The 23,902-nt window shown below is 66.0% G+C and carries 19 protein-coding genes; 11 read left to right on the plus strand and 8 right to left on the minus strand.

Annotation, left to right across the window (positions count from 1 at the left end; all coding sequences use genetic code 11):
• Positions 1 to 110 precede the first annotated feature (110 nt).
• The 4 genes from J5251_RS08860 (at position 111) to J5251_RS08875 (ending at position 5,470) form a co-directional block, all read left to right on the plus strand.
• Positions 111 to 1,451: an MFS transporter gene (locus tag J5251_RS08860; RefSeq protein WP_208575828.1), complete on the plus strand. Its 1,341-nt coding sequence runs from the start codon at positions 111 to 113 to the stop codon at positions 1,449 to 1,451.
• Positions 1,452 to 1,587: 136 nt separating this feature from the next.
• Positions 1,588 to 2,883: a M20 family metallo-hydrolase gene (locus J5251_RS08865; protein ID WP_208575829.1), complete on the plus strand. Its 1,296-nt coding sequence runs from the start codon at positions 1,588 to 1,590 to the stop codon at positions 2,881 to 2,883.
• The gene (locus J5251_RS08870; protein ID WP_208575830.1) at positions 2,880 to 4,319 is read left to right on the plus strand and encodes an amidase; all 1,440 of its coding nucleotides are present in this window, start codon (positions 2,880 to 2,882) and stop codon (positions 4,317 to 4,319) included. Before J5251_RS08865 ends, J5251_RS08870 begins: the two co-directional genes overlap by 4 nt.
• A 71-nt stretch (positions 4,320 to 4,390) precedes the next feature.
• Complete coding sequence (locus J5251_RS08875) at positions 4,391 to 5,470, plus strand: hypothetical protein (protein ID WP_208575831.1); 1,080 nt, start codon at positions 4,391 to 4,393, stop codon at positions 5,468 to 5,470.
• A 387-nt stretch (positions 5,471 to 5,857) separates the two neighbouring features.
• On the opposite strand, the gene J5251_RS08880 is transcribed toward J5251_RS08875, so the two are convergent.
• Positions 5,858 to 7,093: an aminotransferase class I/II-fold pyridoxal phosphate-dependent enzyme gene (locus J5251_RS08880; protein WP_208575832.1), complete on the minus strand. Its 1,236-nt coding sequence runs from the start codon at positions 7,091 to 7,093 to the stop codon at positions 5,858 to 5,860.
• 145 nt (positions 7,094 to 7,238) lie between these two features.
• Positions 7,239 to 8,657 carry a PLP-dependent aminotransferase family protein gene (locus J5251_RS08885; RefSeq protein ID WP_208575833.1) on the minus strand — a complete coding sequence of 473 codons (1,419 nt, stop codon included), beginning with the start codon at positions 8,655 to 8,657 and terminating at the stop codon, positions 7,239 to 7,241.
• 61 nt (positions 8,658 to 8,718) lie between these two features.
• Between J5251_RS08885 and J5251_RS08890 the strand changes: the two genes are divergently transcribed.
• The gene (locus J5251_RS08890; protein WP_244250864.1) at positions 8,719 to 9,474 is read left to right on the plus strand and encodes a YczE/YyaS/YitT family protein; all 756 of its coding nucleotides are present in this window, start codon (positions 8,719 to 8,721) and stop codon (positions 9,472 to 9,474) included.
• Positions 9,475 to 9,500: 26 nt separating this feature from the next.
• Here the strand turns inward: J5251_RS08890 and J5251_RS08895 are convergent, their stop codons facing one another.
• The 5 genes from J5251_RS08895 to J5251_RS08915 all read right to left on the minus strand — a co-directional run bounded on the left by J5251_RS08895 (position 9,501) and on the right by J5251_RS08915 (position 15,357).
• Positions 9,501 to 10,127, minus strand: coding sequence for an HNH endonuclease family protein (locus J5251_RS08895; RefSeq protein WP_244250866.1), 627 nt, complete (start codon positions 10,125 to 10,127; stop codon positions 9,501 to 9,503).
• Between the two features lie 143 nt (positions 10,128 to 10,270).
• On the minus strand, positions 10,271 to 11,143 hold the full coding sequence (locus tag J5251_RS08900) for a 3-hydroxyacyl-CoA dehydrogenase family protein (RefSeq protein WP_208575835.1): 873 nt from the start codon (positions 11,141 to 11,143) through the stop codon (positions 10,271 to 10,273).
• Positions 11,144 to 11,150: 7 nt separating this feature from the next.
• Entirely contained in the window at positions 11,151 to 12,617 is a 1,467-nt protein-coding gene (locus J5251_RS08905; RefSeq protein WP_208575836.1) for an aldehyde dehydrogenase family protein, read from the minus strand.
• Positions 12,618 to 12,722: 105 nt separating this feature from the next.
• Positions 12,723 to 13,883 (minus strand): acyl-CoA dehydrogenase family protein, encoded by a 1,161-nt coding sequence (locus J5251_RS08910; RefSeq protein WP_208575837.1) that lies wholly within the window; start codon positions 13,881 to 13,883, stop codon positions 12,723 to 12,725.
• A 46-nt stretch (positions 13,884 to 13,929) separates the two neighbouring features.
• Complete coding sequence (locus tag J5251_RS08915; protein ID WP_208575838.1) at positions 13,930 to 15,357, minus strand: aminotransferase class III-fold pyridoxal phosphate-dependent enzyme; 1,428 nt, start codon at positions 15,355 to 15,357, stop codon at positions 13,930 to 13,932.
• 147 nt (positions 15,358 to 15,504) lie between these two features.
• Here J5251_RS08915 and J5251_RS08920 point away from each other — a divergent pair, with 147 nt between their 5' ends.
• Positions 15,505 to 17,040 carry a PucR family transcriptional regulator gene (locus J5251_RS08920; RefSeq protein WP_244250868.1) on the plus strand — a complete coding sequence of 512 codons (1,536 nt, stop codon included), beginning with the start codon at positions 15,505 to 15,507 and terminating at the stop codon, positions 17,038 to 17,040.
• Here the strand turns inward: J5251_RS08920 and J5251_RS08925 are convergent.
• Entirely contained in the window at positions 17,037 to 18,218 is a 1,182-nt protein-coding gene (locus J5251_RS08925; protein WP_208575839.1) for a CaiB/BaiF CoA transferase family protein, read from the minus strand. The genes J5251_RS08920 and J5251_RS08925 overlap by 4 nt on opposite strands.
• Positions 18,219 to 18,406: 188 nt before the next feature.
• On the opposite strand from J5251_RS08925, the gene J5251_RS08930 reads away from it, so the two are divergent.
• The 5 genes from J5251_RS08930 to J5251_RS08950 all read left to right on the plus strand — a co-directional run bounded on the left by J5251_RS08930 (position 18,407) and on the right by J5251_RS08950 (position 23,886).
• On the plus strand, positions 18,407 to 19,297 hold the full coding sequence (locus tag J5251_RS08930; RefSeq protein ID WP_208575840.1) for a hypothetical protein: 891 nt from the start codon (positions 18,407 to 18,409) through the stop codon (positions 19,295 to 19,297).
• Between the two features lie 330 nt (positions 19,298 to 19,627).
• Positions 19,628 to 21,142, plus strand: a complete 1,515-nt coding sequence (locus J5251_RS08935) for an APC family permease (protein WP_208575841.1) — start codon at positions 19,628 to 19,630, stop codon at positions 21,140 to 21,142.
• Between the two features lie 55 nt (positions 21,143 to 21,197).
• Positions 21,198 to 22,397: a cytochrome P450 gene (locus J5251_RS08940; protein WP_208575842.1), complete on the plus strand. Its 1,200-nt coding sequence runs from the start codon at positions 21,198 to 21,200 to the stop codon at positions 22,395 to 22,397.
• A gap of 42 nt (positions 22,398 to 22,439) precedes the next feature.
• Positions 22,440 to 22,631 carry a ferredoxin gene (locus J5251_RS08945; protein WP_074699483.1) on the plus strand — a complete coding sequence of 64 codons (192 nt, stop codon included), beginning with the start codon at positions 22,440 to 22,442 and terminating at the stop codon, positions 22,629 to 22,631.
• Between the two features lies 1 nt (position 22,632).
• Positions 22,633 to 23,886: an NAD(P)/FAD-dependent oxidoreductase gene (locus tag J5251_RS08950; protein ID WP_208575843.1), complete on the plus strand. Its 1,254-nt coding sequence runs from the start codon at positions 22,633 to 22,635 to the stop codon at positions 23,884 to 23,886.
• The last annotated feature ends 16 nt before the right edge of the window (positions 23,887 to 23,902 follow it).

Below are 23,902 nucleotides of genomic sequence, written 5' to 3' on the forward strand. Positions count from 1 at the left end.
CAGCAAAAACACACAGGAGGAACCGCAGTGCGAGTTCACCAGTCATGTTTCCGCCACGTCATGCACGACCCCGCCGGCCCCGGCAATCCACGCCCCGAAGGGTGGCAGCGATGACCACCAACGAAACCCAGACGCGGCCCGGAGCGGCCAGCGCAACGGCCTTCGCCCAGTCCGGCAAGACCACCGGGATGCAGAAACGCGTCCTGGCCGGCGGCAGCGTGGGGCAGTTCATCGAGTTCTACGACTTCGCCCTCTACGGGCTGTCCGCCGTCACTCTTTCGCAGCTGTTCTTCCCGGGCGAGAACGCCCTGATCGGACTGCTGGCCACGTTCGCCACCTTCGGCGTCGCCTTTGTGGCCCGCCCGATCGGCGGCCTGTTCTTCGGCCAGCTGGGCGATAGGATCGGCCGGCGCAAGGTCCTCTACATCACCCTGGTCACCATCGGCGGAGCTACCGCCGCGATCGGCCTGCTGCCGCCGTATGCCGCCGCCGGTGCCCTCGCCCCGGCGCTGCTGGTGCTCTGCCGGCTGCTGCAGGGCTTCTCAGCCGGCGGTGAATCCGTGGGCGCCCCGGCCTTCGTATTCGAGCACGCCCCGGTCAACCGCCGCGGCTTCTGGCTCAACATCACGCTGGCCGCCACCGCGCTGCCGTCCGTGGTGGCCGGCGCGATGATCCTGATCCTCAGCCAAAGCCTGTCCGACGACGCCTTCTTCGCCTGGGGCTGGCGCATTCCGTTCCTGCTGGCGCTGCCGCTGTCCCTGTTCGGCGTCTGGATCCGCTCCAAGACCGAGGAGTCCGAGGCCTTCAAGCAGGTGGCCGCGAAGGCCGAGCAGAAGGAATACAGCCCCATCCGCGACGCGTTCCGCGAGAACAAGGTGCGGATGCTGCAGGTCATCTTCGTCATGGGCCTGACCGCCATGGGCTTCTACTTCCTCTCCGGCTACTTTGTCGGCTACGTGCAGACCACCGGCAACCTCAGCCGCGAGGCGTCCCTGATGGCCAACGCCGCGGCGATGCTGTTCTACGCGCTGCTGCTGCCGATCGGCGGAATCATCGGCGACAGGGTGGGCCGCAAGCCGATGCTGGTCGCCGGGTCCGCCGCGATCGCCCTGCTGGCCTTCCCCTGCTTCATGCTGGTGACCAGCGGTTCCTTCGGCCTGGCGATGCTGGGGCAGCTGCTCTTCGTGGTCCCGCTGTGCATCTACGGCGGCGGCTGCTACACGTTCTTCGTGGAAATCTTCAGCACGAAGACCCGCTTCACCTCCGCCGCGGTCAGCTACAACCTGGGCTACGCGCTCTTCGGCGGCACGGCCCCGTTCATCGGCACCGCCCTGGTCACCGCCACCGGCATCGGCTTCTCGCCAGCGTTCTGGCTCTGCGGTGCGGCAGTCATCGTGTTCCTGCTGCTCACGCTGACCAAGGTCCCGGAAACCCGCGGCCGCCTCGGCTAACCAAGAACGACGGCGGAAGCCCGCCTTCCGCTGTCGTTCTTCGCAAACGCACTTATCACCTTCGCCTTTATCGCCTTCGCCTTTATCGCCTGCGCCGACCCGTGCGGCCGGCCCTCAGCCTTCCAGGAGTTCCACCATGACAGCCGAAGCCTTCCTCCAGGACTTCCACCACGTGGCCACCATTGGCGCGACGCCGAACAACGGGGTGCACCGCCAGGCCGGCACCGACGAGGACCGGCAGACCCGCGACTGGTTCGCCGGGTTCGCTGCCGAGCACGGCTGGGAGGTGCGGGTGGATAGCATCGGCAACATGTTCGCGTTGCTGGAGTTCCGGCCAGGGGCGAAGTTCGTACTGATCGGCTCGCATCTCGACAGCCAGCCGCTGGGCGGGCGCTTCGACGGCGCGTACGGCGTCCTCGCGGGGCTGCACGCCGCGGCCCGGATCGAGGCGAAGGTGCGTGCCGGCGGTGAGCTGCCGCCGTTCAACCTGGCAGTGGTCAACTGGTTCAACGAGGAGGGCGGGCGGTTTGCCCCCTCCATCATGGGCAGCTCGGTCTACGCCGGGATCATGGACCGCGAGCAGATGCTGGACGTGCGGGACCTGCAGGGCGTTTCGGTGCGCGAGGCGCTCGCCGGGATCGGCTACCTCGGCACGGACGAGGCGCCGGAGCCGGTGAGCTACGCGGAAATCCACATCGAGCAGGGCCGCATCCTGGAGCGCGAGGGCCTGACCATCGGCGCCGTGGACTCCAGCTGGTACACGCAGAAGCTGGACATCGAGGTGCTCGGCGAGCAGTCCCACACCGGCGCCACCGCGATGGCGGACCGGCACGATGCGCTGGTGGCGGCGTCCAAGATTGTCCTGATGGTCCACGATGTCACCGGGAACTTCGAGGAGGAGGCGCTGGTCTCCTCGGTGGGGCAGCTGACGTTGGAACCGAACTCGCCGATTGTGGTGGCGCGCCGCGTGCACCTGGTCGCGGACCTGCGCTCCAACAGCCCCGAGATCGTAAAGTCCGCGCGCGACAGCCTGCTGGCGGACATCGCCGCGCTGGCCGAGGAGCACGACATCAAGATCAACGTGAAGGACTTCGACATCCGCGCCAACCAGTACTACCCGGAATCCGGGGTGGAGCTGACCGAGAAGATGGCAGCCAACCTGGGCCTGGGCGTGCGCCGGATCCAGACCATGGCCGGCCACGATTCGGTCGCAATGAACCGGATTGTCCCGTCGGTGATGATGTTCATCCCGTCCGTGGACGGCGTCTCGCACTGCGAGCGGGAGTTCACCACGGACGCGGACATGCTGGCCGGCCTCGACGCGCTGACCGCGGTTGCTGCTGAGCTGGTCAACGGCGCGCTGCTCGAGGACGAAGGTTCGGTCCGGGCCGCCGAAGGCGATGCTACCTCTGCCGCCGGAGCCAACTCATGAGCAAGCCGCATTACCTGAGCGCGGTTGAGGCGCTGCGGTTGTTCCGTTCCCGCGAACTGTCCCCGGTGGAGCTGATGGAGTCCGTGGTCGAGCGTACGGCGGAAACCAACGGGACCATCAACGCGTTCACCGAGACCATGTTCGACGACGCCCTCGCCGCCGCCCGAGACGCCGAGCAGCGCTACCAGCGCAGGGATTACGACGCCGGGGCCGCGGGTTCCGCTGCCGGTTCCGCATTGCTGGGCCTGCCCATCGCAACCAAGGAGAAGCACGCCATCGCCGGGCGCAGCCTGAGTCAGGGCCTGTTGTCCTGTGCCGACGATACCGCTGACGCCGACCACCCGGTGGTCGAGCGGATCAAGGCCGCGGGCGGAATCATCCATGCCCGGACCACCTCGCCCGAGTTCAGCTGCGCCACCATCACGCACAGCCCGATGTGGGGTGTCACCCGGAACCCTTGGAACCCGGAGTACTCGCCGGGCGGGTCGTCCGGAGGGGCCGGCGCCGCGCTCGCCGCCGGCATGGCCACGCTTGCCACGGCGTCGGACATCGCCGGGTCTACCCGGCTGCCCGCGTCCTTCACCGGGAACGTCGGGTACAAGGCGCCGTACGGCCGGATCCCCGGGATGCCGCCGCTCTCCGCCGACTGGTACCGCGGCGACGGACCGATGGCGCGCACGGTCGCGGACACCGCGCTGCTGACCAACGTCATGACCGGACCGCACCCCATCGACCACACCACCGTGGGGCCGGCCGAGCCGCTGCCGCTGGACTTCGGCCCCGTCGACGGGATGCGCATCGCCCTGTGTCTCCGGCTTGGCGACTACCCGGTCATGGCCGACGTGGAAGCCAACACGCGCGCTGTCGCCGCTGCGCTGGAAGCAGCAGGCGCCGTCGTCGTCGAAATTGAACTGCCCTGGTCCAGCCGGGAGATCAGCGAAACCATCTTCACCCACTTCGGCCACCTCCTCGGCCCCGCCATGGAGGAAGCGACCGCAGACAGCGAGAACCAGCTCGCCGCCTATACCCGCCGCTTCATGGCCGATGCCCGGGCCGCCGCAACGCGCAACAGCCTGCTCGACGGGCTGAAGGCCGAGACCCGCATCCAGGCGCAACTCGCCACAGCCATGGCCGGGTTCGATGCCTTGGTCTGTCCCGCGTCCGCGGTCTCGGCGCTGAAGGCTGACGAGGATTACCTCGACGGGATTGACGTCGGGGGAGTGCACCTGGACCACTACTGGCAGGCGCACATGACCGCGCCGTTCAACATTAACAACCGCTGCCCGGTGCTCGCCGTCCCCAGCGGACTGTCCGACGTCGGTGTGCCCACCGGCGTGCAGATCGTCGGCCACCCCTATGACGACCTCACGGTCTTCCGCATCGGCGCTGCCGTAGAGCAGGCCCGCCCTTGGGCCCAAAAGCTCCCGCCACTATAAGTGTTGTTTACATCACATGAGAAGCATGCTTACATTGATTGCACGTTCCATGTTGGGGGAGGGGGACAGCCATGGGAAACCGCCTGGGGAAGCCAGTTGCTGTCTCTGCCCGTGTTTTCCTCGCCGCCGGTCTCGGCGCTCTCGGATGGACGTTCCTTTCAACAACGACGGCGGCTGCCTCCGACGAGTCCGCAGGTCTACCGGCGCTCGAAACGACGGTTCAAACAGTGGAGACCCCGGCCGTCGAATTGGCTGACCCCGCAGCTGCAGCCGTCGACGCGGTGGTCGGGCATGCCGCTTCTGGCCTGACCGCGGCTGTGGCACCTGCGCCCCAGCCGGCTCCGGCTGATCTTGGTGTAGTTCAGGAAATCGAGGCCGTGGTCCAGGATTTGGATGCCACGGTGGAGCACCTCGACGCTGCGGTGCAGGACGCGGGGCTGCCCTCCGTCCTGCCGGAGAAGCCCCTTACGACCGTCACTGACGCCGTCGTCGGCCGGTTGGATGAAGCCGTTGACGTTGTCACCGCCCCCATCGAGGTCGTCACTGCTCCTGTTGAGCAGGTGCTCGAACCGGTGACCAACGAACTCCGCCCTGCTGCCCCGGTTCTGCCCGGATCTCCAGCAGTTCCGGTCACCGACGCGGAGCCTGCCCCCGCAGAGCCGACACCGACGGAGCCGGTGCCTACCCAGGCAGAACCTGCCCCGCAGGTTGCTGAGACGACACCGACCGTAGCCACGGCGAACCCGAAGGAGCACTTTGGCTCGGCTGGCGTCGAAGAGGCGCCCCTCCCATCGGCTGGTCCAGAGGAATTCGTCGTGACTGCGGAGGCCGTGGATCTGCAGGCTCAGTCTCTCGGACAAGGCCAGTCTCCAAGCTTGGAGATCATGCAGCTCCCGGCACCCGTCAGTGCTGCCAGCATCCGCCGGGCCACTGAAGTTCCTTCCCCAACGGCAGGACCAATTTCGGTGACGTTCCCGGTCACGAACGGTGGTTCGTCTGGTGGTGGCGGTGGATCTGCCGGCCACGGTTCGGCGGATGCCTACATAGCGGGCGGCCGGCACCAGTGGCTTGCCGCTGCCTTGGTCCTGACGGCCGAATCTACAGCTCTGCCCGCATCGCCGGCTTTTGATCCCGGCTCCACGCCTGGCTGATCTGCTTTGTGCTGCGCCGGGTTTTCTGGCGACCGGTTTCTGCAGCGCGGTCCCTAGCGCCCGCCGCCATGTCGTCGCCCCAGCCGGTCTGAGCAGCTAACCCTTCCTCCCCCTGGCAGTGTTTTTTGAAGCCCTGGATATCCGTCCATCGCTACATCGTGCGCTCCTGACCTCTGGTTTACAGCCGTACTGGCCGTTTGCCCGACGTGCTTCGGCGGCAATCGATTCTCATCCGCCTCTCGAAGCGGACCCCTAAACATCTAGTGGGATATCGTCCCGCGGTCTCCCCGGACCCTTCGAAAGGGTGAATTCAGATGACTAAAGCTTGGGATTGGTGAAAACAGACCAGCACCGCATTCCGTGCATGCCGCGTGGAATGCGGTGCTGCTACCCGGTGGAAGCCGCCTCCTTGAGAGCTGTGCGGAAGATCGGCAGGCTGCGTTCGATCATGTCTTCGTTGGCCGTCAGGGATATGCGGAAGAAGCCCGGCGTCTCGAACATGATGCCCGGAAAGACGAAGACATCCTTGGCTGCCAGTCTCTCGGTGAAAGCCACGTCGTCGGGCACAGGGGATTCGATGTAGAGGTAAAAAGTTCCTTCCGACCTCTTCGCCTTGTACCCCATCCCCGCCAAGGCATCCACCATGACGTCACGTTTGCGCTGCAACCGGCCGACGTCGATGGAGAACGTTTCCAGCTGCGGCAGCGCATATTGCAGGGTGGCGTTGGGATAGACCCAGCCCGTGGCCAGTTGCAGCGCCTGGATGACAGCTTGGAGCTGGTCCCGGTCGGGCATCGTGGGCGGAAGCGCCAGGTAGCCGATCCGCTCGCCGGGAGCGAGATGGGTCTTGCCATACGAATAGGCCAACATTGTGAACGGGTAGAACTCCGCCGGACTGTGAAAGCGCAGGCCGTCGTAGACGATCCGGTTGTAGGCCTCGTCGGAGACAAGATAGATGCGGCGGCCGTTCCGGGCCGAGGCATCTTCCAGCAGGGCGGCCAATTTCATCAACAGTTCCGGCGGGTAGATGCGGCCGGTGGGATTGTTGGGGGAGTTGACGATCACCACACGCGTCCGCGGTGTGATGGCCGCGCCGATCGCGTCTAGGTCGAGGTCAAAAGTCTCGGTGTTGATCTTGACCTTCACCGGCGTCAGCCCGGACTCCACGAGTATCGGCTCGTAGCAGAACCACGGCGGCAGGCTATAGATGACCTCGTCACCGGGATCGGTCACGGCCTTCAACGCCAGTGCGATGGCAGTGAAGCCTCCGGTGGAGAGATAGATGTGCTCGGGCTCGAAGGGCACGTCCAGGAGCCGCTGCAGTGAAGCTGCCGCAGCATCCTGCGCCTCCGGCAGGTTGGTCTTGTACGCAAACCATTCGTTGTTCCGCGGTGTCAGCACGTCCCGCAACGCAGTCACATACTCTTCCTGGGGCATCTGATGGGGATTGCCGAAGCCGAAATCGCAAGCGGTCGGCTCGAACTTGCGGCGCGCATAAAGCGAGTTGTTCAGGAACGAGTTGATCAGTTGGTACGACGGGATGGCTGCGATGGCCGCTGCCCGTTTCGAAGCTGCAGTTCCCGGTGCCCCGGAAGTCTGTACACCGGATTGTGTGGTGGTCATGGGATTGTCCTTCGAGGCCGTGCCGATCAGGTCGGCGGACTGATGACTTCCCGTGCCGGAGCCCCCAGCGGCGGCGGTACTTTATATGTTCCTCCGGACCATGCGGGCACACAACGCAGTCCCGTGGCCCGGAGACCTCATATGGTCAGGCCACCTCATGCCAGGCCGCCACGATGCCAGGAACGGCCCGTTCCAGCTCCTCGTGCGCAAGCGCAAACGGAGTGCGGATCCAGTGCTCCAATCCATGGTCTTCGACGGCGAACACAGATCCAGGAGCCAGCAAGACTCCATGACGTGCGGCTGCCTCCGCCAAGGCGGTCGAGCGGGGCGCGGGAAGATTCCACCACAGCGAGAGTCCGCCGGGCGGCACGTTAGCCTTCCAGCCGGGAAGCTGTTCACTGAGCGTCGCATGAAGCCAGTCCCGTTCCGTGCGGATACGGGTGCGGGATTCGCCGGGTAATCCATTCCCGGTCTGGAGCATCCGGGTGAGGACCAGCTGTTCGAGCACGGGAGCACCGAGGTCCAGCGAGGTGCGCATGGTGGTCACCGCACCCTGCAGTGACCTGGGGCAGCGGAGCCAGCCCAGCCGCAGCCCTCCCCAATGGGATTTGCTGGCGCTGCCGATGGAGACGATGCGATCCGAGTAAATGGCCATCGGCTTGACGTCGGGCTCGGCGTCCCACCAGAGATCGACCGCGGTCTCATCGACGATGCCTACGGTCTTGGCCGCGTCCAATTGCCATGCCCAGCGTTCGCGGCCTTCGTTGTCCAGCAGGGTTCCGGTGGGATTGTGGAAATCGGGCAGGCAGAGCATCGCCGCCGGTTGGACCCGCCGCAGCGCCTGGCCCACCGCCTCCAGATCGGTTCCTTCAGGGCCGATGGGAACGGCGGACACCCGTGCCCCGTGGTGCCGCAGCGATGCGATGGTGTTGGGATAGCTGGGACTTTCCGCCAGCACCCGGGAACCGGGAGGCAATACCGCGCGGATCACGGCGGCAAAGCCGGCCAAGGCACCGTTGGTAACGACAATCTGTTCCGGCGAGGTCTCCAGTCCGCGCCGCCGGTACAGCTGGGCGATTTCGTTGCGCAGTTCGGGCAAACCGAGAGGGAAGTAGCCCATGCCGGAAATGTAGGCGGGCAGCTGAGCCATGGCAGCTTCGTAGTGCTCCACCATGCCGACAGGGGCGGATGGCGCCGCACAGGTCAGATCCACCGCATGGCGGCCGGCTGCTTCCAGCTCGACACCGCCGTCGGGCATCGGTTCCTGGCCGCCCGCTGCCGGACCGCCGGGAACCGTGATGACGGTGCCGGACCCCTGGCGTGCGGTAGCGAAGCCGCGGTCCCGCAGTTCCGAGTAGGCCCGCGAAACCGTGGTGCGGCTTAGCCCCAACTCCGTGACCAGTTCGCGCTCGCTTGGAAGGACCGTCCCATGGAGCATCCGCCCATTGGTCACCAACCGGCGGATGCCGCGGGCCAGCGAGGCATAGGCAGGTCCTTCCTCCACCAGCGGACCGATCATCGAGTGCAGCCGCGTGGCGGAGACCCGCCGGTTCTGGACGTCCATGTGGCCATTGTCTCGCAATTGGCTATTTTTTTGAAGGCCACTTTACGCGAGTATTGATGGCATGAGCACGGAAGCAAGCCCCGACACCACAACTGACCAAGATATCCAGCCAACGGCGACGACGCCGGCCGCAGCTAAGCGCCGCTTCAGGGGCGGCAGCATCCAGCTCAGCAATCTCAGCCCGCTTGAGCAGCTCAAGGCGGGGCGCCTGCCGCGCCGCTTGGTGCAGCTGTTCATCGGCCTGAGCCTGTACGGGCTGGCGATGGCAGCGTTTGTCCGCGCCGGCGTCGGGCTTGATCCTTGGGACGTGTTCCACTACGGCATCGCCGAACGGATCAACCTCAGCCTCGGAACCGTGGTCATTATTGTGGGTTTCCTGGTCCTGCTGCTCTGGATCCCGCTGAAGCAATGGCCGGGTCTCGGCACTGTCGCCAACGTCGTCTGGATCGGCGTCGCCACGGACGTGGGCCTGCATTTCATTCCCGTGGCAGATCATCCCCTCAGCCAGTGGGGCCTGTTCGCAGTGGCGCTGGTGTTCAATGGGCTGGCCGGAGCGCTCTACATCGGCAGCCAGTTCGGCCCCGGGCCGCGCGATGGGCTCATGACCGGATTGCACCAGCGCACCGGACTCAGCCTGCGGTTGGTCCGCACCGCCATCGAGCTTGCTGTCCTGGGCGCCGGTTGGCTGCTCGGCGGCATCGTCGGTTTCGGCACCCTGGCCTACGCGCTGTTGATCGGACCGTTCACGCAGTTCTTCATGCGCTGGTCCATAGTGCAGTTGGACCGTCCGTCCCTCGAACCGGCAACAAAGCAGTAGCCGCGCCGCCGGTTCGAGGCTCCGGTCTAAACCTTGGCGACGGTGATGGTTGTCGCGGCGCAGGAATCTGCGTATTTGATCAGGGCCTTCTTCTCGGTGCTATCCACCTTGAGCCCCCAGCGGATTTTCACCGCAACCCAGTCCGCCACGTACTTGCAGCGGTTCTTCGGCGGCATCCAGGCTTCCGGACCCTTGGCTTGTTTGGCCGAGTTCAGAGCGGACGTCTGGGCACTGAGTGCCCGGCCGTCGCCGAGGTCGTTGTAGAAGGCGACACGACGGGTCTGCGACCAAGTGCGTGCGCCGGATCCCCAGGCTTCATGCACCGGGACGAGGTGGTCGATCTGGACCGCCGACGCTGAGTAGTGCGTGCGGTTGTCCCAGCTGGTTACCCATTTGCCGGTGCGTACCGTGCACCCTTTGGAAGTGGTGTACTTGGTCCGGACCTTGGACTCCTGGATCAGGACCTCGGCCCTGGTGTTCTGGCAGTCCCGGTTCGTGTCCTTCCAGGAGCCGAAGTAGCGGTCCCGGTCATAACCGGTGTTCCGCTCAACGGCTACCGGCAGTGCACGTGCAGCCGATCGCAGCGATGCCTTATAAACGGTGGCTGCCTCGGCCGGAACGGCGAGTCCTGCAACCAGAAGAAGGGCTGCCACAACGGCAGCAAGAAGTTTCCCCAACATGACAAGTCCCCAAACTTGATAACCCCAAATGCACGTAGTGCGTGCGGTTATACGATACACGTCAGGGACGGATTGCGATATGCCTAGCGGAGGACCAATCTGCTGGCTTCCGGTCCTTAGCTGTAGTCGTACCAGCCCCGGCCGGTCTTGCGGCCGAGGCGGCCTTGTTCGACGAGGTTCGTGATGGCGGGGTCCGGGCGGTCGGCGTCGTTGTTGGTTTCGGCGTAGGTTGCCTGGGCGATGAAGTCGATGACGTCCAGGCCGACCATGTCCATGAGTTCGAAGGGTCCCATGGGGTGTCCGAGCGCGGTTTTGGCGGTGGTGTCGATGTCTTCGAGGGTGGCGATGCCGGCGGTGTGCAGGGCGAGGGCTTCCTTTTGGATGGCGCCCATGAGCCGGTTGGCGACGAAGCCGGGGATCTCGCGGTTGATCAGGACGGGTTCCTTGCCGAAGCGCCGGGCAAGTTCAAGGGTGGTGTCCACGGTGGCCTGCGACGTTGCCTCGTTGCGCACGACTTCCACGCATTTCATTACCAGCGCGGGGTTGAAGAAGTGCATGTTGCAGACCTGTTCGGGCCGGCCGCTGGCTTCGGCGACCTTCGAGGAGCCGAGGGTGGACGAGTTGGTGGCGAGGATGGCGTGGGCCGGTGCGAGTTCGCCGAGCTGGGTGAAGATGTGCTGCTTGAGTTCGAGCCGTTCGGTGGCGGCCTCGATGACGAAGTCGGTATCCGCGGCTGCGGCGGCGAGGTCCGTGCTGAAGGCGAGTCGGCCGAGTGCGGCGTCGGCGTCCGCCTGGCTGGCCCGGCCCTTGGCCACGTTGGCCTGCATCCGGGAGGTCAGCTGTTCCTTGGCCTGGGCGAGCATGTCCTCGGCGATGTCCTGGACGGTGACGCGGTAGCCGGCGAGGGCGGCGACCATGCCGATCTGCGAGCCCATGGCGCCGGCGCCGATGACCAGAATGTGCTTGATGTTCTCGATCGAGGGATTCATGCGTTCCTTAAACTCCGGCCGTTCCGCCGCGCAGGTAGACGGTGGTGGTGTGGGTGAAGAATTCCTTGGCCGCGGCGCCCTGTTCCTTGGGGCCGTAGCCGGACTTCTTTGCGCCGCCGAAGGGCACATGCGGGTCGGCGCCGGCGGATTCGGAGTTCACGTGCAGGATGCCGACGTCAAGGTCGTCGATTGCGTCCAGTGCGCGGGTGACGTCCTGGGTGAACAGTGCGGCGGAGAGCCCGAACTCGCTGTCGTTGGCCAGTTCGAACGCCTGCTCCACGGTGGCAGCCCGGCGGACGGCCAGCACGGGCCCGAACAGTTCCTCGCGCCAGACGTCGAGCTCCTGATCCGCGGGGAGCTCCAGGATGGTTGGTGGGATGAAGTAACCGGAGGCGAGGTCGTCGTCGTACTTTTGGCCGCCGGCGATCAGCCGCGCGCCCTGCGAGAGGGCGGTGTCGATGCCGTCGCTGATGGACTTGCGGGCGCCGTCGTTGACCACCGGGCCCATCTGGACGGTTGGGTCGGCCGGGTCGCCGACCGCCAGCGCGTTGGCGCGTTCGGCCAGGGTGGCGAGGAACTCGTCGGCGATGGCCTCGGCCACGATGAGCCGCGAGGTGGCGGTGCACTTCTGCCCGGTGGAGCGGAACGCACCGAGCATGACTTGTTCCGCGGCGAGATCGAGGTCCGCGTCGGCGAGGACGACGGCGGCGTTCTTGCCGCCCATCTCGGCCTGCACCGGAACGCCCCGCCCGGCTGCCTCGGCGGCCAAACGGCGGCCGACACCGGTGGAGCCGGTGAAGGTCAGCCCGTCCAGCGCCGGATGTTCCACGATGGAGTTGCCCATCGAACCCGGTCCGATCAGCAGGTTCAGCACGCCGGCCGGCAGGCCCGCGGCATCCAGCGCCTGGGCCAGCCGCAGCGCCAGCAGCGGCACGGTGCTCGCCGGTTTCCAGACCACGGTGTTGCCGTAGGCCAGGGCCGGGGCGATCTTCCACGCCGGGATCGCGATGGGGAAATTGAACGGGGTGACTACGCCGACCACGCCCAGCGGCTTGCGCGTGACGAGGATCTTCTCGCCGCGTCGCGGAGAGGAGAAGATCTCGCCGGCGGTGCGGTCGCCGTCGTTCCCGTAGTAGCGGAAGATTTGCGCCGCACGCAGCACCTCGCCCTGGCCCTCGGCCCGTGTCTTGCCCTCCTCGCGGGCCAGCTCCAGCCCCCAGGCTTCCGCATTCTGCTCAATGACGACGGCGGCGCGGAGCAGCACGGCGCCGCGCTCGTGTGCCGGGGTGCGCGCCCACTCGCGCTTGGCTGCCACGGCGGCGGACATGGCCTGCTCCACCTCGGCCGGTCCGGCCTGCAGTCCCTGCGCGACAACTTCGTCCGGGCGGGCCGGGTTGGAGCTGGTGATGGGGGAGCCGGTGCCGGGCACCCAGGCGCCGTCGATGTAGTGCTGAAGCTGTACCGGGGAGGTCATGCGCGCTCCTTGAAGTAGCGGAGGGAAAACAGGGACTGGAGGCTGCTGCCAAATACTGAGGGTTGCCCGGCAAGTGGAGCCCGGGCAACCCTCAGCGGCGGGTGGTTACCGGAAGGCGGGGACGCCGGTGATCTTCTGGCCCAGGATGAGGGTGTGGACTTCGTCGGTGCCTTCGTAGGTGCGCACCGATTCGAGGTTGTTGGCGTGGCGTAGCGGGGAGTAGTCCAGCGTGATCCCGTTGCCGCCGAGGATGGTGCGGCATTCGCGGGCGATCTCGATGGCTTCGCGGCAGTTGTTGAGTTTGCCCACGGAGATCTGGTGCGGCTGCAGCTGTCCGGCGTCCTTGAGCCGGCCCAGGTGCAGGGCGAGCAGGAAGCCCTTGTTGATCTCCAGTGCCATGTTGACCAGTTTTTCCTGGGTGAGCTGGTAGCCGGCCAGCGGCTTGTCGAACTGCAGGCGTTCCTTCGAGTAGTCCACGGCGGCCTGCCAGGCATCGCGGGCCGCGCCCATGGCGCCCCAGATGATGCCGTAGCGGGCCTCGTTCAGGCACTCGAACGGGCCGCGCAGCCCTTTCGCGTCCGGCAGGACGGCGTCGGCGGGGAGGCGGACGTCGGTCAGTTCGATGTCGCACTGGATGGAGGCGCGCATGGAGAGCTTGGGCTCGATCGGGGTGGCCTTGAATCCGGCGGTTTCGGTGGGGACCACGAAGCCGCGCACGCCCTCCTCGGTCTGGGCCCAGATGACGGCGACTTTGGCGACGGAGGCGAGGCCGATCCAGCGCTTGGAGCCGTTGAGGATCCAGTCTTCGCCGTCGCGGCGGGCGAAGGTTTTCATGCTGGAGGGATCCGAACCGGCGGTGGGCTCGGTGAGTCCGAAGCAGCCGATCGCTTCGCCGGCGGCCATCTGCGGCAGCCATTGAAGCTTCTGCGCCTCGGAGCCGTGCTTGTAGATGGCGCTCATCGCCAGCGAGCCCTGCACGGAGACGAACGTGCGCAGGCCGGAATCGCCGGCTTCGAGCTCGGCGCCGGCCAGGCCGTATTCCACGGCGGAGCGGCCGGCGCAGCCGTAGCCTTTCAGGTGCATGCCGAGCAGGCCGAGCTTGGCCATTTCGGGAACGATTTCCAGCGGGAACACGGCCTTTTCGTACCAGCCGGCAATGTTCGGCTTGATCGCGGAGTCCACGAAGGAGCGGACGTTCTTCTGCAGCAGCCGCTCCTCCTCGGTCAGCAGGGAGTCGAGGGCAATCAGGTCATGATCCTGGGACATGGTTTTCCTTTTTTAAGCAGAGTCTAGGGACGTACGACGGCGGGTGTCAGGCGAGTGCCGGAGCGGCGGCTTCCGCTGTGGTTGCGTCGCGGCCGGCCGCGACGTCGACGATGGCCTGTCGCAGGACCGCCAGCCCGTCGCGGAACAGTTCGTCGCTGATGACCAGGGGCGGCAGCAGCCGGATCACGTTGCCGTACGTGCCGCAGGTCAGGGTCAGCACGCCCTGGGCGTGGCAGCGGGCGGAAATCTCCTTGGCCAGGTCGGCCCGGGGTTCCAGCGTGCCGCGGTCCGCGAACTCGAGGGCGAGCATGGCGCCCCGGCCACGGAACTCTGCGACAACCTCGGTCTCCGCGACCAGCGGTTCGAGCACTTCGCGGGCGGTGGCTTTGATGGCGCGGGCGTTGGCCAGCAGCGTGCCGTCCTCGAAGGCCTCGAACACGGCCAGCGCCGCTTCGCAGGCCAGCGGGTTTCCGGCGTAGGTGCCGCCGAGGCCGCCGGCGTGGACCGCGTTCATTAGGTCGGCCCGGCCGGTGACTGCGCTGAGCGGGACGCCGTCGGCGAGGGCCTTGGCGCTGAGTGTCATGTCGCCGGCGATGCCTTCGTGCTCGCTGGCGAAGAGGGTGCCGGTGCGGCCCATGCCGGCCTGGATTTCGTCGATCACCAGCACGATGCCGTGCTTCGTGGCGATCTCGCGCAGGCCTTTGAGGAAGCCGGGTGCGGGAACGATGAAGCCGCCCTCGCCCTGGATGGGCTCGATGACCATGGCGGCGAAGCTCTCCGCGCCGTGCTCGGCCAGCGTTGCTTCGACGGAGGCGAGTGCCGCGGCGGCGACGTCCGAGCCGGAGGCGGGAACGCCGTCGTCGTTGGTTGCGGCTGCAGAGGCCGCGGGGCGCAGCGGATTGGCGGAGGCAGCGCGTACCACCTCGGTGGGGAACGGGCCGAAGTTGAGCCGGTACGGGTTCTCCTTGGCGGTCATCGCCATGGTCATCAGGGAGCGGCCGTGGTAGGCCTCGTCGAAGACCAGGACCTTGCTGCGGCCGGTGGCGGAGCGGGCGATCTTGACCGCGTTCTCCACGGCCTCGGCGCCGGTGGAGAAGAGTGCAGTCCGCTTCTCGAAGTCTCCCGGCGTGTGCTCGTTGAGCCACTTGGCTACCTGGGTGAAGGACTCGTACTCGGTGACCATGAAGCAGGTGTGCGTGAAGCGCTCCAGTTGGGCGGCCACCCGCTCGCGGACGCGCGGATTGCTGGCGCCGATGCTGGTTACTGCGATGCCGGAGGCGAAATCGATCAGCCGGTTGCCGTCCACATCCTGCAGGATGCCGCCGTCGGCCCGGTCGATGAAGACCGGCAGGGCGATGCCGAAGCCGTCGGTCACGTGGGCCTGGCGTTCGGCATGCAGGGCCTGTGAACGCGGGCCGGGGATGGCGGTGGCCAGGTGGCGGGACTGGGGGAGCGGAGTGAGGCTGGAAGTCATGGGACAACGCTAATGTCCGTGCAAGCCATTGGTCATTGGATGCTCCATCCAAAACTTTCGCCGGTGTTGGATAATCAGACCATGGTTTCCTTGGCACAACTCAGCACCGAACTGGGTGACTCATTACGTCGCGCTACTCCTGGAAGCGTGTCCGGCATTCAGCTCACCGGCGTGCACGTCTCGGAACTCGAGGATCCCACCGCCTATCTGGAGGGCGGCGAACTGTTGCTTACCACGGGGATACCCCTGGGCGGCACGGCGTCCACGGTTTCTGCTTATGTGGGACGGCTGGCTGCCAAGGGCGTGGCCGGCCTTGGCCTCGGATTGGGCGAGGGGCTCGATGCTGTGCCGCCGCAACTCGTGGAGGCTTGCTCCGCCGACGGGATCGAACTGCTGGTAGTTCCCGACGGTGTCCCGTTCCTGGATGTGTCGCGCGCCTTCTGGGACTTGGCCGCCAGGAGCGGTCAGGCAGACCTGATCGCGAGCCTCGGAACGCAAACGGCACTGGCACGGGCGGCGATGCGGCAGGACGCGATTCCGTCCGTTGTGCAGGGGCTCGCCCAAGCCCTCGGGGGCTGGGCTGCGTATCTCCCGGCCGACGGCGCCGCCGCGACCATTTGGCCGGCTGGCTCCACGGCACTGCTGCCCCACCTGCGTGAGGAGACCACCCGGTTGAATATGGCGGGAACGCACTCCGCAGCAACGTTCTGGCTGCACGGCACGCCGGTGGTCGAATATCCCATCCTTGTCGGGCGGAAGATCGAGGGCTTTCTGGCCATCGGCTCGGGACGCACGCTAACCAAGGCGGACCGGCAGATCATCATGACCGTCTGCGTGCTGCTGGCCATGCGGGCCCAGCAGCAGGAAGAACTTTCCAGTACTGCCGGAGCGCTGGGATCCGCCGCCGCCAAGCTCGTAGCCCGCGGACACAGCGAGGCCGCGCGGTTACTGGCTACGGACGTGGGCCTTCCTCCGCTGCCCGAGCGTGTGCACGTCCTCGCAGTCCGGATGGGCCCTGCCTCTCGTGACCTGGCATCCGCGGCTTACGCGGTTGCGGGATTCGACGTCGAGGACGGCTCCCTCCTGCCGGCGCCGGCGCTGACTGATTGTGAGCTTAGATTCATTGAGGATGGTGTCGCCTACTTCCTCATCGACGCAGCCACGCTGAGCGCGGAGAGCGCCGTGGCGGGGGAGGAGGACGAAATTTACGACGGCGAGTTGCTCGCATGGGCGCAATCCCCGGCAGCGGTGGCAGAACCGGGCACCGCCCGGAAATCTGCGTGGCCGACGTCCGGGCGGCAGGTCCAACCTGCCACAGAAACCGGCGCAGCGTGGACCGGGCCGCTGCAGCTGGCCGAGGTCGCCGGAAAATTCGCCGCCGTCCGGCGAGCCGCGTTGCTCGCGCCAGCCGGGCGACTGGTGGGAACCTCAGGCGACGACGATGCCCGGGCGGACCGCTGGGCAGAGACGCTTGCCGGCTACAACCGCGCAGACCTGCTTGGCACCGTTGCCGCGTATCTGCGGCATCGCGGGCACTGGGAAGAAACCGCGCGGGCGTTGGACGTACATCGGAACTCCCTGCGGCACCGGATGGCCGTGGCGGAGAAACTGCTGGGGATCAGCATCGAGGATCCGGACGTCGCCGCCCACCTGTGGCTCGCGCTGCGGCGGCGCGGGCTCTAGCCGTCCCCGCGAAGCCAGTGAAGGACACTCTCGGTGTTCTCGCCCAAGGCCGGCGGAGCGCTGGACCTCGGTTCGAAAGCCGGGGACCAGGAAATCGGATGGCGGATCTGTCGACCGACTGACTTCCCCGTGGTGTCCTGGACCTCGATCGTCGGGTTCAATCCCAGGGACTCGGCGTACCCGATCCCCTCGTCGATGGAGGCAACGGGTCCGACCGGCACGCTCACGCCGGCCAGCTTGTCCCGCCAAACCTCCGCCGACGCCGCAGCGAGTGCATTTTCGAGCAGAGGGATCAACTCCGTCCGATGCTCCACACGTGAATTGTTGGTGGCGAAGCGGCCATCGTAGGCCAGCGCCGGTACCCCGATCACCTCGGTGAGCCGCCGGAATTGGCCGTCGTTGCCGCAAGCTACTGCGAGCGGTCCGTCGGCACACTCGAGCAGCTGGTAGGGAACGATTGAAGGGTGCTCGTTGCCCATCCGCTTCGGCACCTTGCCGGCGCCCAGGTAGGCCTGGGCCTGGTTGGCCAGAGCGCCCTGCAGGCTGGAGAGCAAATTCACCTCCAAGTGACTGCCGCGTCCGGATGCAGGCCGCGCGTTGAGCGCTGCAAGGATGCCGATGGTCGCGTCCTTGGCTGTCAGCACGTCTACTAGCGCGACTCCGGCCTTGTACGGGGAGCCGTCCGCCTCGCCCGTGATGCTCATCAGCCCGCCCAATGCCTGGACGATGAAGTCGTACCCGGGCAGGTCCGCTCCGCCCGCAGAGCCGAAACCCGAGATGGAGGCGTAGACCAGTCCCGGGTTCTCCGCCGCAAGTTGCTCGTAACCAAGACCGAGTTTCGCCATGCCGCCAGGCTTGAAGTTCTCAACCAGCACGTCCGCTCGCCGCGCCAGTTCCCGGGCCAGCTTGAGGTCTTCCGGGTTGGACAGGTCCAGGCAGACGGATTCCTTGTTGCGATTCACGCTTTCGAAGTAGGTGGCGCCGGTGGGGGAGTATGGCGGTCCCCAGCTTCGCGTATCGTCTCCGGTGCCCGGCCGCTCTACCTTGATCACCCGGGCTCCGAGATCGGCCAGCGTCATCGTGGCGAGCGGCCCGGCGAGGACACGGGAAAAGTCGGCGACAAGGATGCCGTCCAAGGGCCGTTGCGATGATGACGGCGGGAGGTGCTGGGTTGGCATTGAGACCCTTTCGAGCGGAAAACAACCGGCGCAGCCGCGACGGCTATGGGACTGGCGTCCAGTGTAGGAAGGGCTGTCGGGAAGCAGCATCGGATATCCCATCCAGGCCTTAGATGGTTTGCACAACGTAGATGTGGCTTCCCCTGTCGATGTCCTGGTCCAGCAGCGGCCGGACTAGGATCTTGCCCATGCAGGACGCGCAGTTTCCTCCTGATTGTGCGGGCCGGCTGGACGGGGCTGACGCGGAGAGCCTCGCTGCGCGGGCCATCCTGGCACGCCTGCAGGACCTTTCGCCCCTGCTTGGCCGGGACCCGGATGGCGACCACATCGAACCCAAGCCCCCGTTGTTCCTGCTCGACGAGCGCTTCGCCCCCTCCCACAGTGTTGGCCGCATAGTCCGGCAGTCACTGGCCGCGGTCACGGACAATGCCAACGCGCTGCGGCGGCTGATGTTCGTCGAAGACCCCGGTGGCCTTGTCTATTACCGGCAGAACACGCATGCGCCGTATTCGCTGGTGCGCACCATAATCGAATGCGCGACGACGGTTCTTTGGGCGCTGCTGCCCGAAGATGGACGCGAACGTTCCCGCCGCAGCCTGGTGCTCATCGCCCGGGAGGTCTTCAACGCGTCATCCTTTTGGGATGCCTATCTGGAAGAGTTCCGTCCCGGCGAGCATGCGCGCACCGTGGAGTACTTCGATGGTTTGCGCCGGGCGGTCAATGACGCGGCGCTGTCGATGCAGCTGCCACCGGTCTTCAGCCGGAAGGCGAGCGGCAACTGGGGTTACGCCACCAAGAACCGCACGCAGACGGCCATCCTGAAGGACCTGCGTTCCGACGGCGATGTGCCGGCCGAGCTGATCTTTGTCTGGCAGTTTTGCAGCGGATATTCCCACGGGCTGGAGTGGGCCACTGCCATCGGGAACAGCTATCCCAACCCCGGCCGTGAGCCTGGCCCGGAGCAGCTTCCGGCCGGGAGCATGGGGCAGCTCCGCCGTATTTGCGACGCCGCGTTCGACCTCGTTCCCCGCGCGTGGGGAGCCTATGATCTGAGCCGCCGCGCCTGGCCGCTGCTCTGACCAGTTTTTGGCGGCGTTCTGTTGCTGTCCGACGGAAATACATTGGAAACAAAGCTTTTTCTGCTGTTTACAGGATTTGTGATCCACGGCATGTTTGCCAGAACCATACCGCGAATACCTTTGATTTCACGGGGTTTACAGCGACCGACTTAGTTGCCGCCAAAATGGCCGCCGCGAACCCCTTGCCAGAATAAACATCCATTAGTAGAGTTTTTCAGTGATCGCGGTCACGTGAGGTGTATCACGGCGGGGACATGGGGGTTCCGCGTTGACGTACCGACCGCTTCCATCCGACTTACTGCTTTGACTCACCGTTCAAGAAGGAGAGCAATGTCTGCCGAAATGACGAAGCCCGCTGGGGAGGCCGGCATCGATGAAGATGCCGCGCACCTTGCCAGCCTTGGCTATTCGTACGATCAGCAATTCAAGCGTGAAATGACGTTCTGGGGCAACGTGTCTCTGGGCTTCACTTATTTGTCCCCCGTTGTCGGTATCTATTCGCTGTTCGCGGCTTCGTTGGGCATCGCCGGGCCGCCCATGTTCTGGTCGCTGATTATTGTCGGCGTCGGCCAGCTGCTGGTCGCCACAGTCTTCGGCGAAGTCGTTTCCAACTACCCGGTGGCCGGGGGCGTGTACCCCTGGTCCCGCCGGCTTTGGGGCCGCAAATGGGGCTGGATGAACGGCTGGGTGTACCTGTGCGCATTGCTGGCAACGATCGCCAGTGTTGCCTACGGCGCAGGGCCCTTCCTCAGCTCTCTGCTGGGCATGGAGAGCAGCGTCAACTCCGTGATCATGGCCGCCCTGGCCGTCATCCTGCTGGCCACCGTGCTGAATCTCGGCGGCACCAAAGTCCTGAACAAGGTAGCCATGCTCGGCCTGCTCGCCGAACTCGGCGGCGCTCTGGTGGTCGGCATCTGGCTGATGGTAGCGGCCCGCGAACACGATCTGGGCGTCCTGTTCCAGAGCTTCGGGGCAGGCGAAGGCAGCAACTACTTCATTGCCTTTGCGGCGGCCGGCCTCATCGGCATCTACCAGTACTACGGCTTCGAGGCCTGCGGCGACGTCGCCGAAGAGGTCCCGAACCCCGGGCGGACCATCCCCAAGGCCATGCGCATGACCATCTACATCGGCGGCTTCGCAGCGATGTTCGTCTGCCTGTCCCTGATCCTTGCCGTCCCCGACTTCGGCGCAGTGATCAGCGGCACCGACGCCGATCCGGTCGGCAACGTACTGCTCTCGGCCTTCGGACCGGTCGGCTTCAAGGTAGTGCTCGCCGTCGTACTCATCTCCTTTGTCTCCTGCGTCCTGAGCCTGCAGGCTGCGTCCTCCCGCCTGGCTTACTCGATGGCCCGGGACGGCATTCTTCCGGCCAGCAATCTGCTCAGCAAGTTCAGCGAATCCCGCCATGTTCCGCCGTATGCCCTGCTGCTGGCCGGCCTGGTCCCGGCGCTGATCGTGATCGGCTCCAAGGTCTCTGAGGATGCCCTGATCACCATCATTTCTTTCGCCGCTATGGGTATGTACATGGGCTTCCAGATGGTGGTGCTCGCCGCGCTGCGGGCACGGCTCAAAGGCTGGAAGCCGCGCGGTGCCTTCCAACTCGGCGCCTGGGGCACCCCGGTCTACGTCGCCGCACTGGCCTGGGGCGTGCTCGGCATGGTCAACATGGCCTGGCCGCGGACCCCGGAAGCCGGCTGGTTCTCCAACTACATCGTGCTGATCTCGGCGGTCGGCGTCGTCGTTATTGGCCTGGTCTACATGGCGTGGAAGAAGCCCTACCTCAAGGGTGACGCACCCTTCGGGGACGCGGTCCCCTCCGCGCCGGCACATTCCCTCAAGCCCTGACGCGGTTGCCGCGCCCTTCAGTTCCATCAGCAAAGAAAGAAACAGGTTCCACATCATGAGTACGCCTACCGTCCAGGTTCCCTACCTGAACATCTCGGATCCATCGTTTGCCATGCAGTCCGAAGAACTGCGCGCAGCCCGGGAGCAGAGCTGGTACGCACGGACCAATTACGGCATCGCCGTGCTGCGGTATGACGAGGTCAGCAAGCTGCTCAAGAGCCCCAAGCTCTCGCAGGGCAGCGCCAAGTGGCCGGCGCACAACGGCGTCCACGGCGGGCTTTTCTTCGACTGGTGGACCAAGAACCTGTTGGTACTGGAGGGCGAGGACCACCACCGGATCCGGCGCCTGCTCAACCCGGCCTTCTCGCCGCGGCTGATCGAGGACCTGGTGCCGCGCTTCCAGGCCCTGGCAAACGAGCTGATCGACGCCTTCATCGACAAGGGCGAATGCGAGTTCATCCGCGACTTCGCCGAACCGTACGCCACGCGGGTGCTGACCATCCTGCTGGGCATTCCGGAAAGCGAATGGCCGACGATTGCCAGGCTGGCCTCCACCGTAGGACTGGCACTGGGCGTGACCTTCAAGCAAGACCTGGAAAAGGTGGACGCCGCCGTCGCCGAGCTCTACGAATACGCCGAGGAGCTGATCAAGGACCGCCAGGCCAACCCAGGCGAGGACTTCGTCAGCCGCCTGGTACTGGCCAACCGCGACGGCGACCGGCTCAGCGACGAGGAGCTGCGCAACGCACTGGTGCTGCTGATCTTCGGCGGCATGGACACCACGCGCAACCAGCTGGGACTGGCCATGCAGTCATTCATGCACAACCCGGAGCAGTGGGAGCTGCTGGCTGAACGTCCGGATCTGGGCGGCAAGGCGGTAGAGGAAGTCATGCGGATCAACCCCACGGTCACCTGGGTGACACGGGAAGCAGTCGAGGACTTCACCTACCAGGACCTCTTCATTGAAAAGGGCACCACCGTCCACCTGTTCACGCAGTCCTCGGGCACCGACCCGAAGGCTTTCCCGAATCCGGAGATGGACCTGCTCGGCGAGCACGCTCCGCACTATGGATTCGGCGGCGGCGTTCACCACTGCCTGGGGCACTTCGTGGCCCGCGCGGACATGAGCGAGGCGTTGCCGCTGCTGGCCAGCCGCATTGCCCAGCCGCACCTGACCGGCGGGGACGAATGGCTGCCTGACTCAGGCAACACCGGTCCGATCCGCCTGCCCATCGGCTTCACCAAACGGTCCTAGCGGCCCTGGAAACTTGCAGACATTTTAGGAAGGACAAAACTGATGAAGACCATCGACGTAGACCGCAGCCTCTGCGACAACCACGGCCAGTGCGCCATCGCCGCGCCGGATGTGTTCCGGATGAATGCCGACGGCGAGCTTGAGTACGAGGCAACTTTCGACGACGGACTGCTGGACGAGGTGGAGGAAGCCATCGACGTCTGCCCGGTCCAGGCCATCTTCCTCAAGGACTGACATGAGCCGCAGAATTGTCATCGCAGGAGCCTCGATGGGAGGACTGCGCGCCGCCGAACAGCTGCGCGCGGCCGGCTGGGAGGAAGAGATCGTCGTCGTTGGCGATGAGATCCACCCGCCCTATAACCGGCCCCCGCTGTCCAAGGACCTGCTCGCCGCGCCCGGTTCCCGAGAGGAAGCGCTTGCCGCGGTACAGCTTCGGCAACGCCGCACGGCCACCGATATCCAATGGCGGTTCGGATCCGCGGTTGTCGCGGCGGACCTGGCGGCGCGCACGCTGACGCTGGGTACCAGGGAAGAGTTAGCCTACGACGGGCTGGTGATTGCCACGGGCCTGCGCCCGCGGCGGGTGCCGGTTCCCGGACCCACCGCCGGCCGCCATGTGATCCGCCGTCTCGAGGACACTATGGCCCTGCATGGCGAGCTCAAGCCCAAAACCAGGGTGGTGGTGATCGGCGCCGGTTTCATCGGCTGTGAGGCTGCCGCGACCGCGGCCGGTCTGGGCTGCCAGGTCACGCTCATTGAGGGGACCGGTGGCCCGATGGAACGCCCGCTCGGTCACGAGCTGAGCGCCGGCATCCGCACCTTCCTGCAGGCGCACGGCATTGATTGTGTGGCCGGCAAACGGGTCACCGAGTTCCTCGACATGTCCGGCACCCACACGGAAGGAGCCGGGCGCTGTGCAGGTGTCCGGCTCGAGGACGGTACGGAAGTAGCCGCCGACGTCGTTATTGAGGCCGTCGGCTCGCTGCCGAACGTCGAGTGGCTGGCGGGAAACGGGCTGGACCTCAGCGACGGCGTGCTCTGCAACGAACACCTCCAGGTGCTCGGAGCGGAACACGTGGTTGCGGTGGGCGACGTAGCCCGTTACCCGGACCGCCGAGCCGGGGGACCTGCCCGCCGCGTCGAGCATTGGGCCACTCCCGCCGATACGGCCAAAATCGCCGCGCCGGCACTGGTGGCGGCCCTCCAGGGCGACGTTGTTCCGGAGCCGGCGGCACCGTTGCCGTCGTTCTGGTCCGACATCTTCAAGACCCGGATCCAAGGGGTGGGCAGCCCCGCCCTGGCCGACACCATCGAGGTTCTCGAAGGCGACCCTTCCCGCCCCTGGGAGGGAACCGCCGTGGCTTACTACCGCGACGGCCGGTTGATCGGCGCGGTGACCGCCGCCCTGCCGGCTGACCGCCAACTGCACTACCGCAAGCTCGTGAACGAATCCGGCATCCACGCCGGCGCCGACCTGGCTGCCGTCTGACCGGCTTCGCCCACTG

This window comes from Arthrobacter crystallopoietes, assembly GCF_017603825.1.
GTDB classification, from domain to species: Bacteria; Actinomycetota; Actinomycetes; order Actinomycetales; family Micrococcaceae; genus Crystallibacter; species Crystallibacter crystallopoietes_B.

What these genes read in the sequence shown, in the direction of transcription:
- J5251_RS08860 (WP_208575828.1), top strand. Translation starts at nt 111, where the DNA reads ATGACCACCAACGAAACCCAGACGCGGCCCGGAGCGGCCAGCGCAACG.
- J5251_RS08865 (WP_208575829.1), top strand. Translation starts at nt 1,588, where the DNA reads ATGACAGCCGAAGCCTTCCTCCAGGACTTCCACCACGTGGCCACCATT.
- J5251_RS08870 (WP_208575830.1), top strand. Translation starts at nt 2,880, where the DNA reads ATGAGCAAGCCGCATTACCTGAGCGCGGTTGAGGCGCTGCGGTTGTTC.
- J5251_RS08875 (WP_208575831.1), top strand. Translation starts at nt 4,391, where the DNA reads ATGGGAAACCGCCTGGGGAAGCCAGTTGCTGTCTCTGCCCGTGTTTTC.
- J5251_RS08880 (WP_208575832.1), bottom strand. Translation starts at nt 7,093, where the DNA reads ATGACCACCACACAATCCGGTGTACAGACTTCCGGGGCACCGGGAACT.
- J5251_RS08885 (WP_208575833.1), bottom strand. Translation starts at nt 8,657, where the DNA reads ATGGACGTCCAGAACCGGCGGGTCTCCGCCACGCGGCTGCACTCGATG.
- J5251_RS08890 (WP_244250864.1), top strand. Translation starts at nt 8,719, where the DNA reads ATGAGCACGGAAGCAAGCCCCGACACCACAACTGACCAAGATATCCAG.
- J5251_RS08900 (WP_208575835.1), bottom strand. Translation starts at nt 11,143, where the DNA reads ATGAATCCCTCGATCGAGAACATCAAGCACATTCTGGTCATCGGCGCC.
- J5251_RS08905 (WP_208575836.1), bottom strand. Translation starts at nt 12,617, where the DNA reads ATGACCTCCCCGGTACAGCTTCAGCACTACATCGACGGCGCCTGGGTG.
- J5251_RS08910 (WP_208575837.1), bottom strand. Translation starts at nt 13,883, where the DNA reads ATGTCCCAGGATCATGACCTGATTGCCCTCGACTCCCTGCTGACCGAG.
- J5251_RS08915 (WP_208575838.1), bottom strand. Translation starts at nt 15,357, where the DNA reads ATGACTTCCAGCCTCACTCCGCTCCCCCAGTCCCGCCACCTGGCCACC.
- J5251_RS08925 (WP_208575839.1), bottom strand. Translation starts at nt 18,218, where the DNA reads ATGCCAACCCAGCACCTCCCGCCGTCATCATCGCAACGGCCCTTGGAC.
- J5251_RS08930 (WP_208575840.1), top strand. Translation starts at nt 18,407, where the DNA reads ATGCAGGACGCGCAGTTTCCTCCTGATTGTGCGGGCCGGCTGGACGGG.
- J5251_RS08935 (WP_208575841.1), top strand. Translation starts at nt 19,628, where the DNA reads ATGTCTGCCGAAATGACGAAGCCCGCTGGGGAGGCCGGCATCGATGAA.
- J5251_RS08940 (WP_208575842.1), top strand. Translation starts at nt 21,198, where the DNA reads ATGAGTACGCCTACCGTCCAGGTTCCCTACCTGAACATCTCGGATCCA.
- J5251_RS08945 (WP_074699483.1), top strand. Translation starts at nt 22,440, where the DNA reads ATGAAGACCATCGACGTAGACCGCAGCCTCTGCGACAACCACGGCCAG.
- J5251_RS08950 (WP_208575843.1), top strand. Translation starts at nt 22,633, where the DNA reads ATGAGCCGCAGAATTGTCATCGCAGGAGCCTCGATGGGAGGACTGCGC.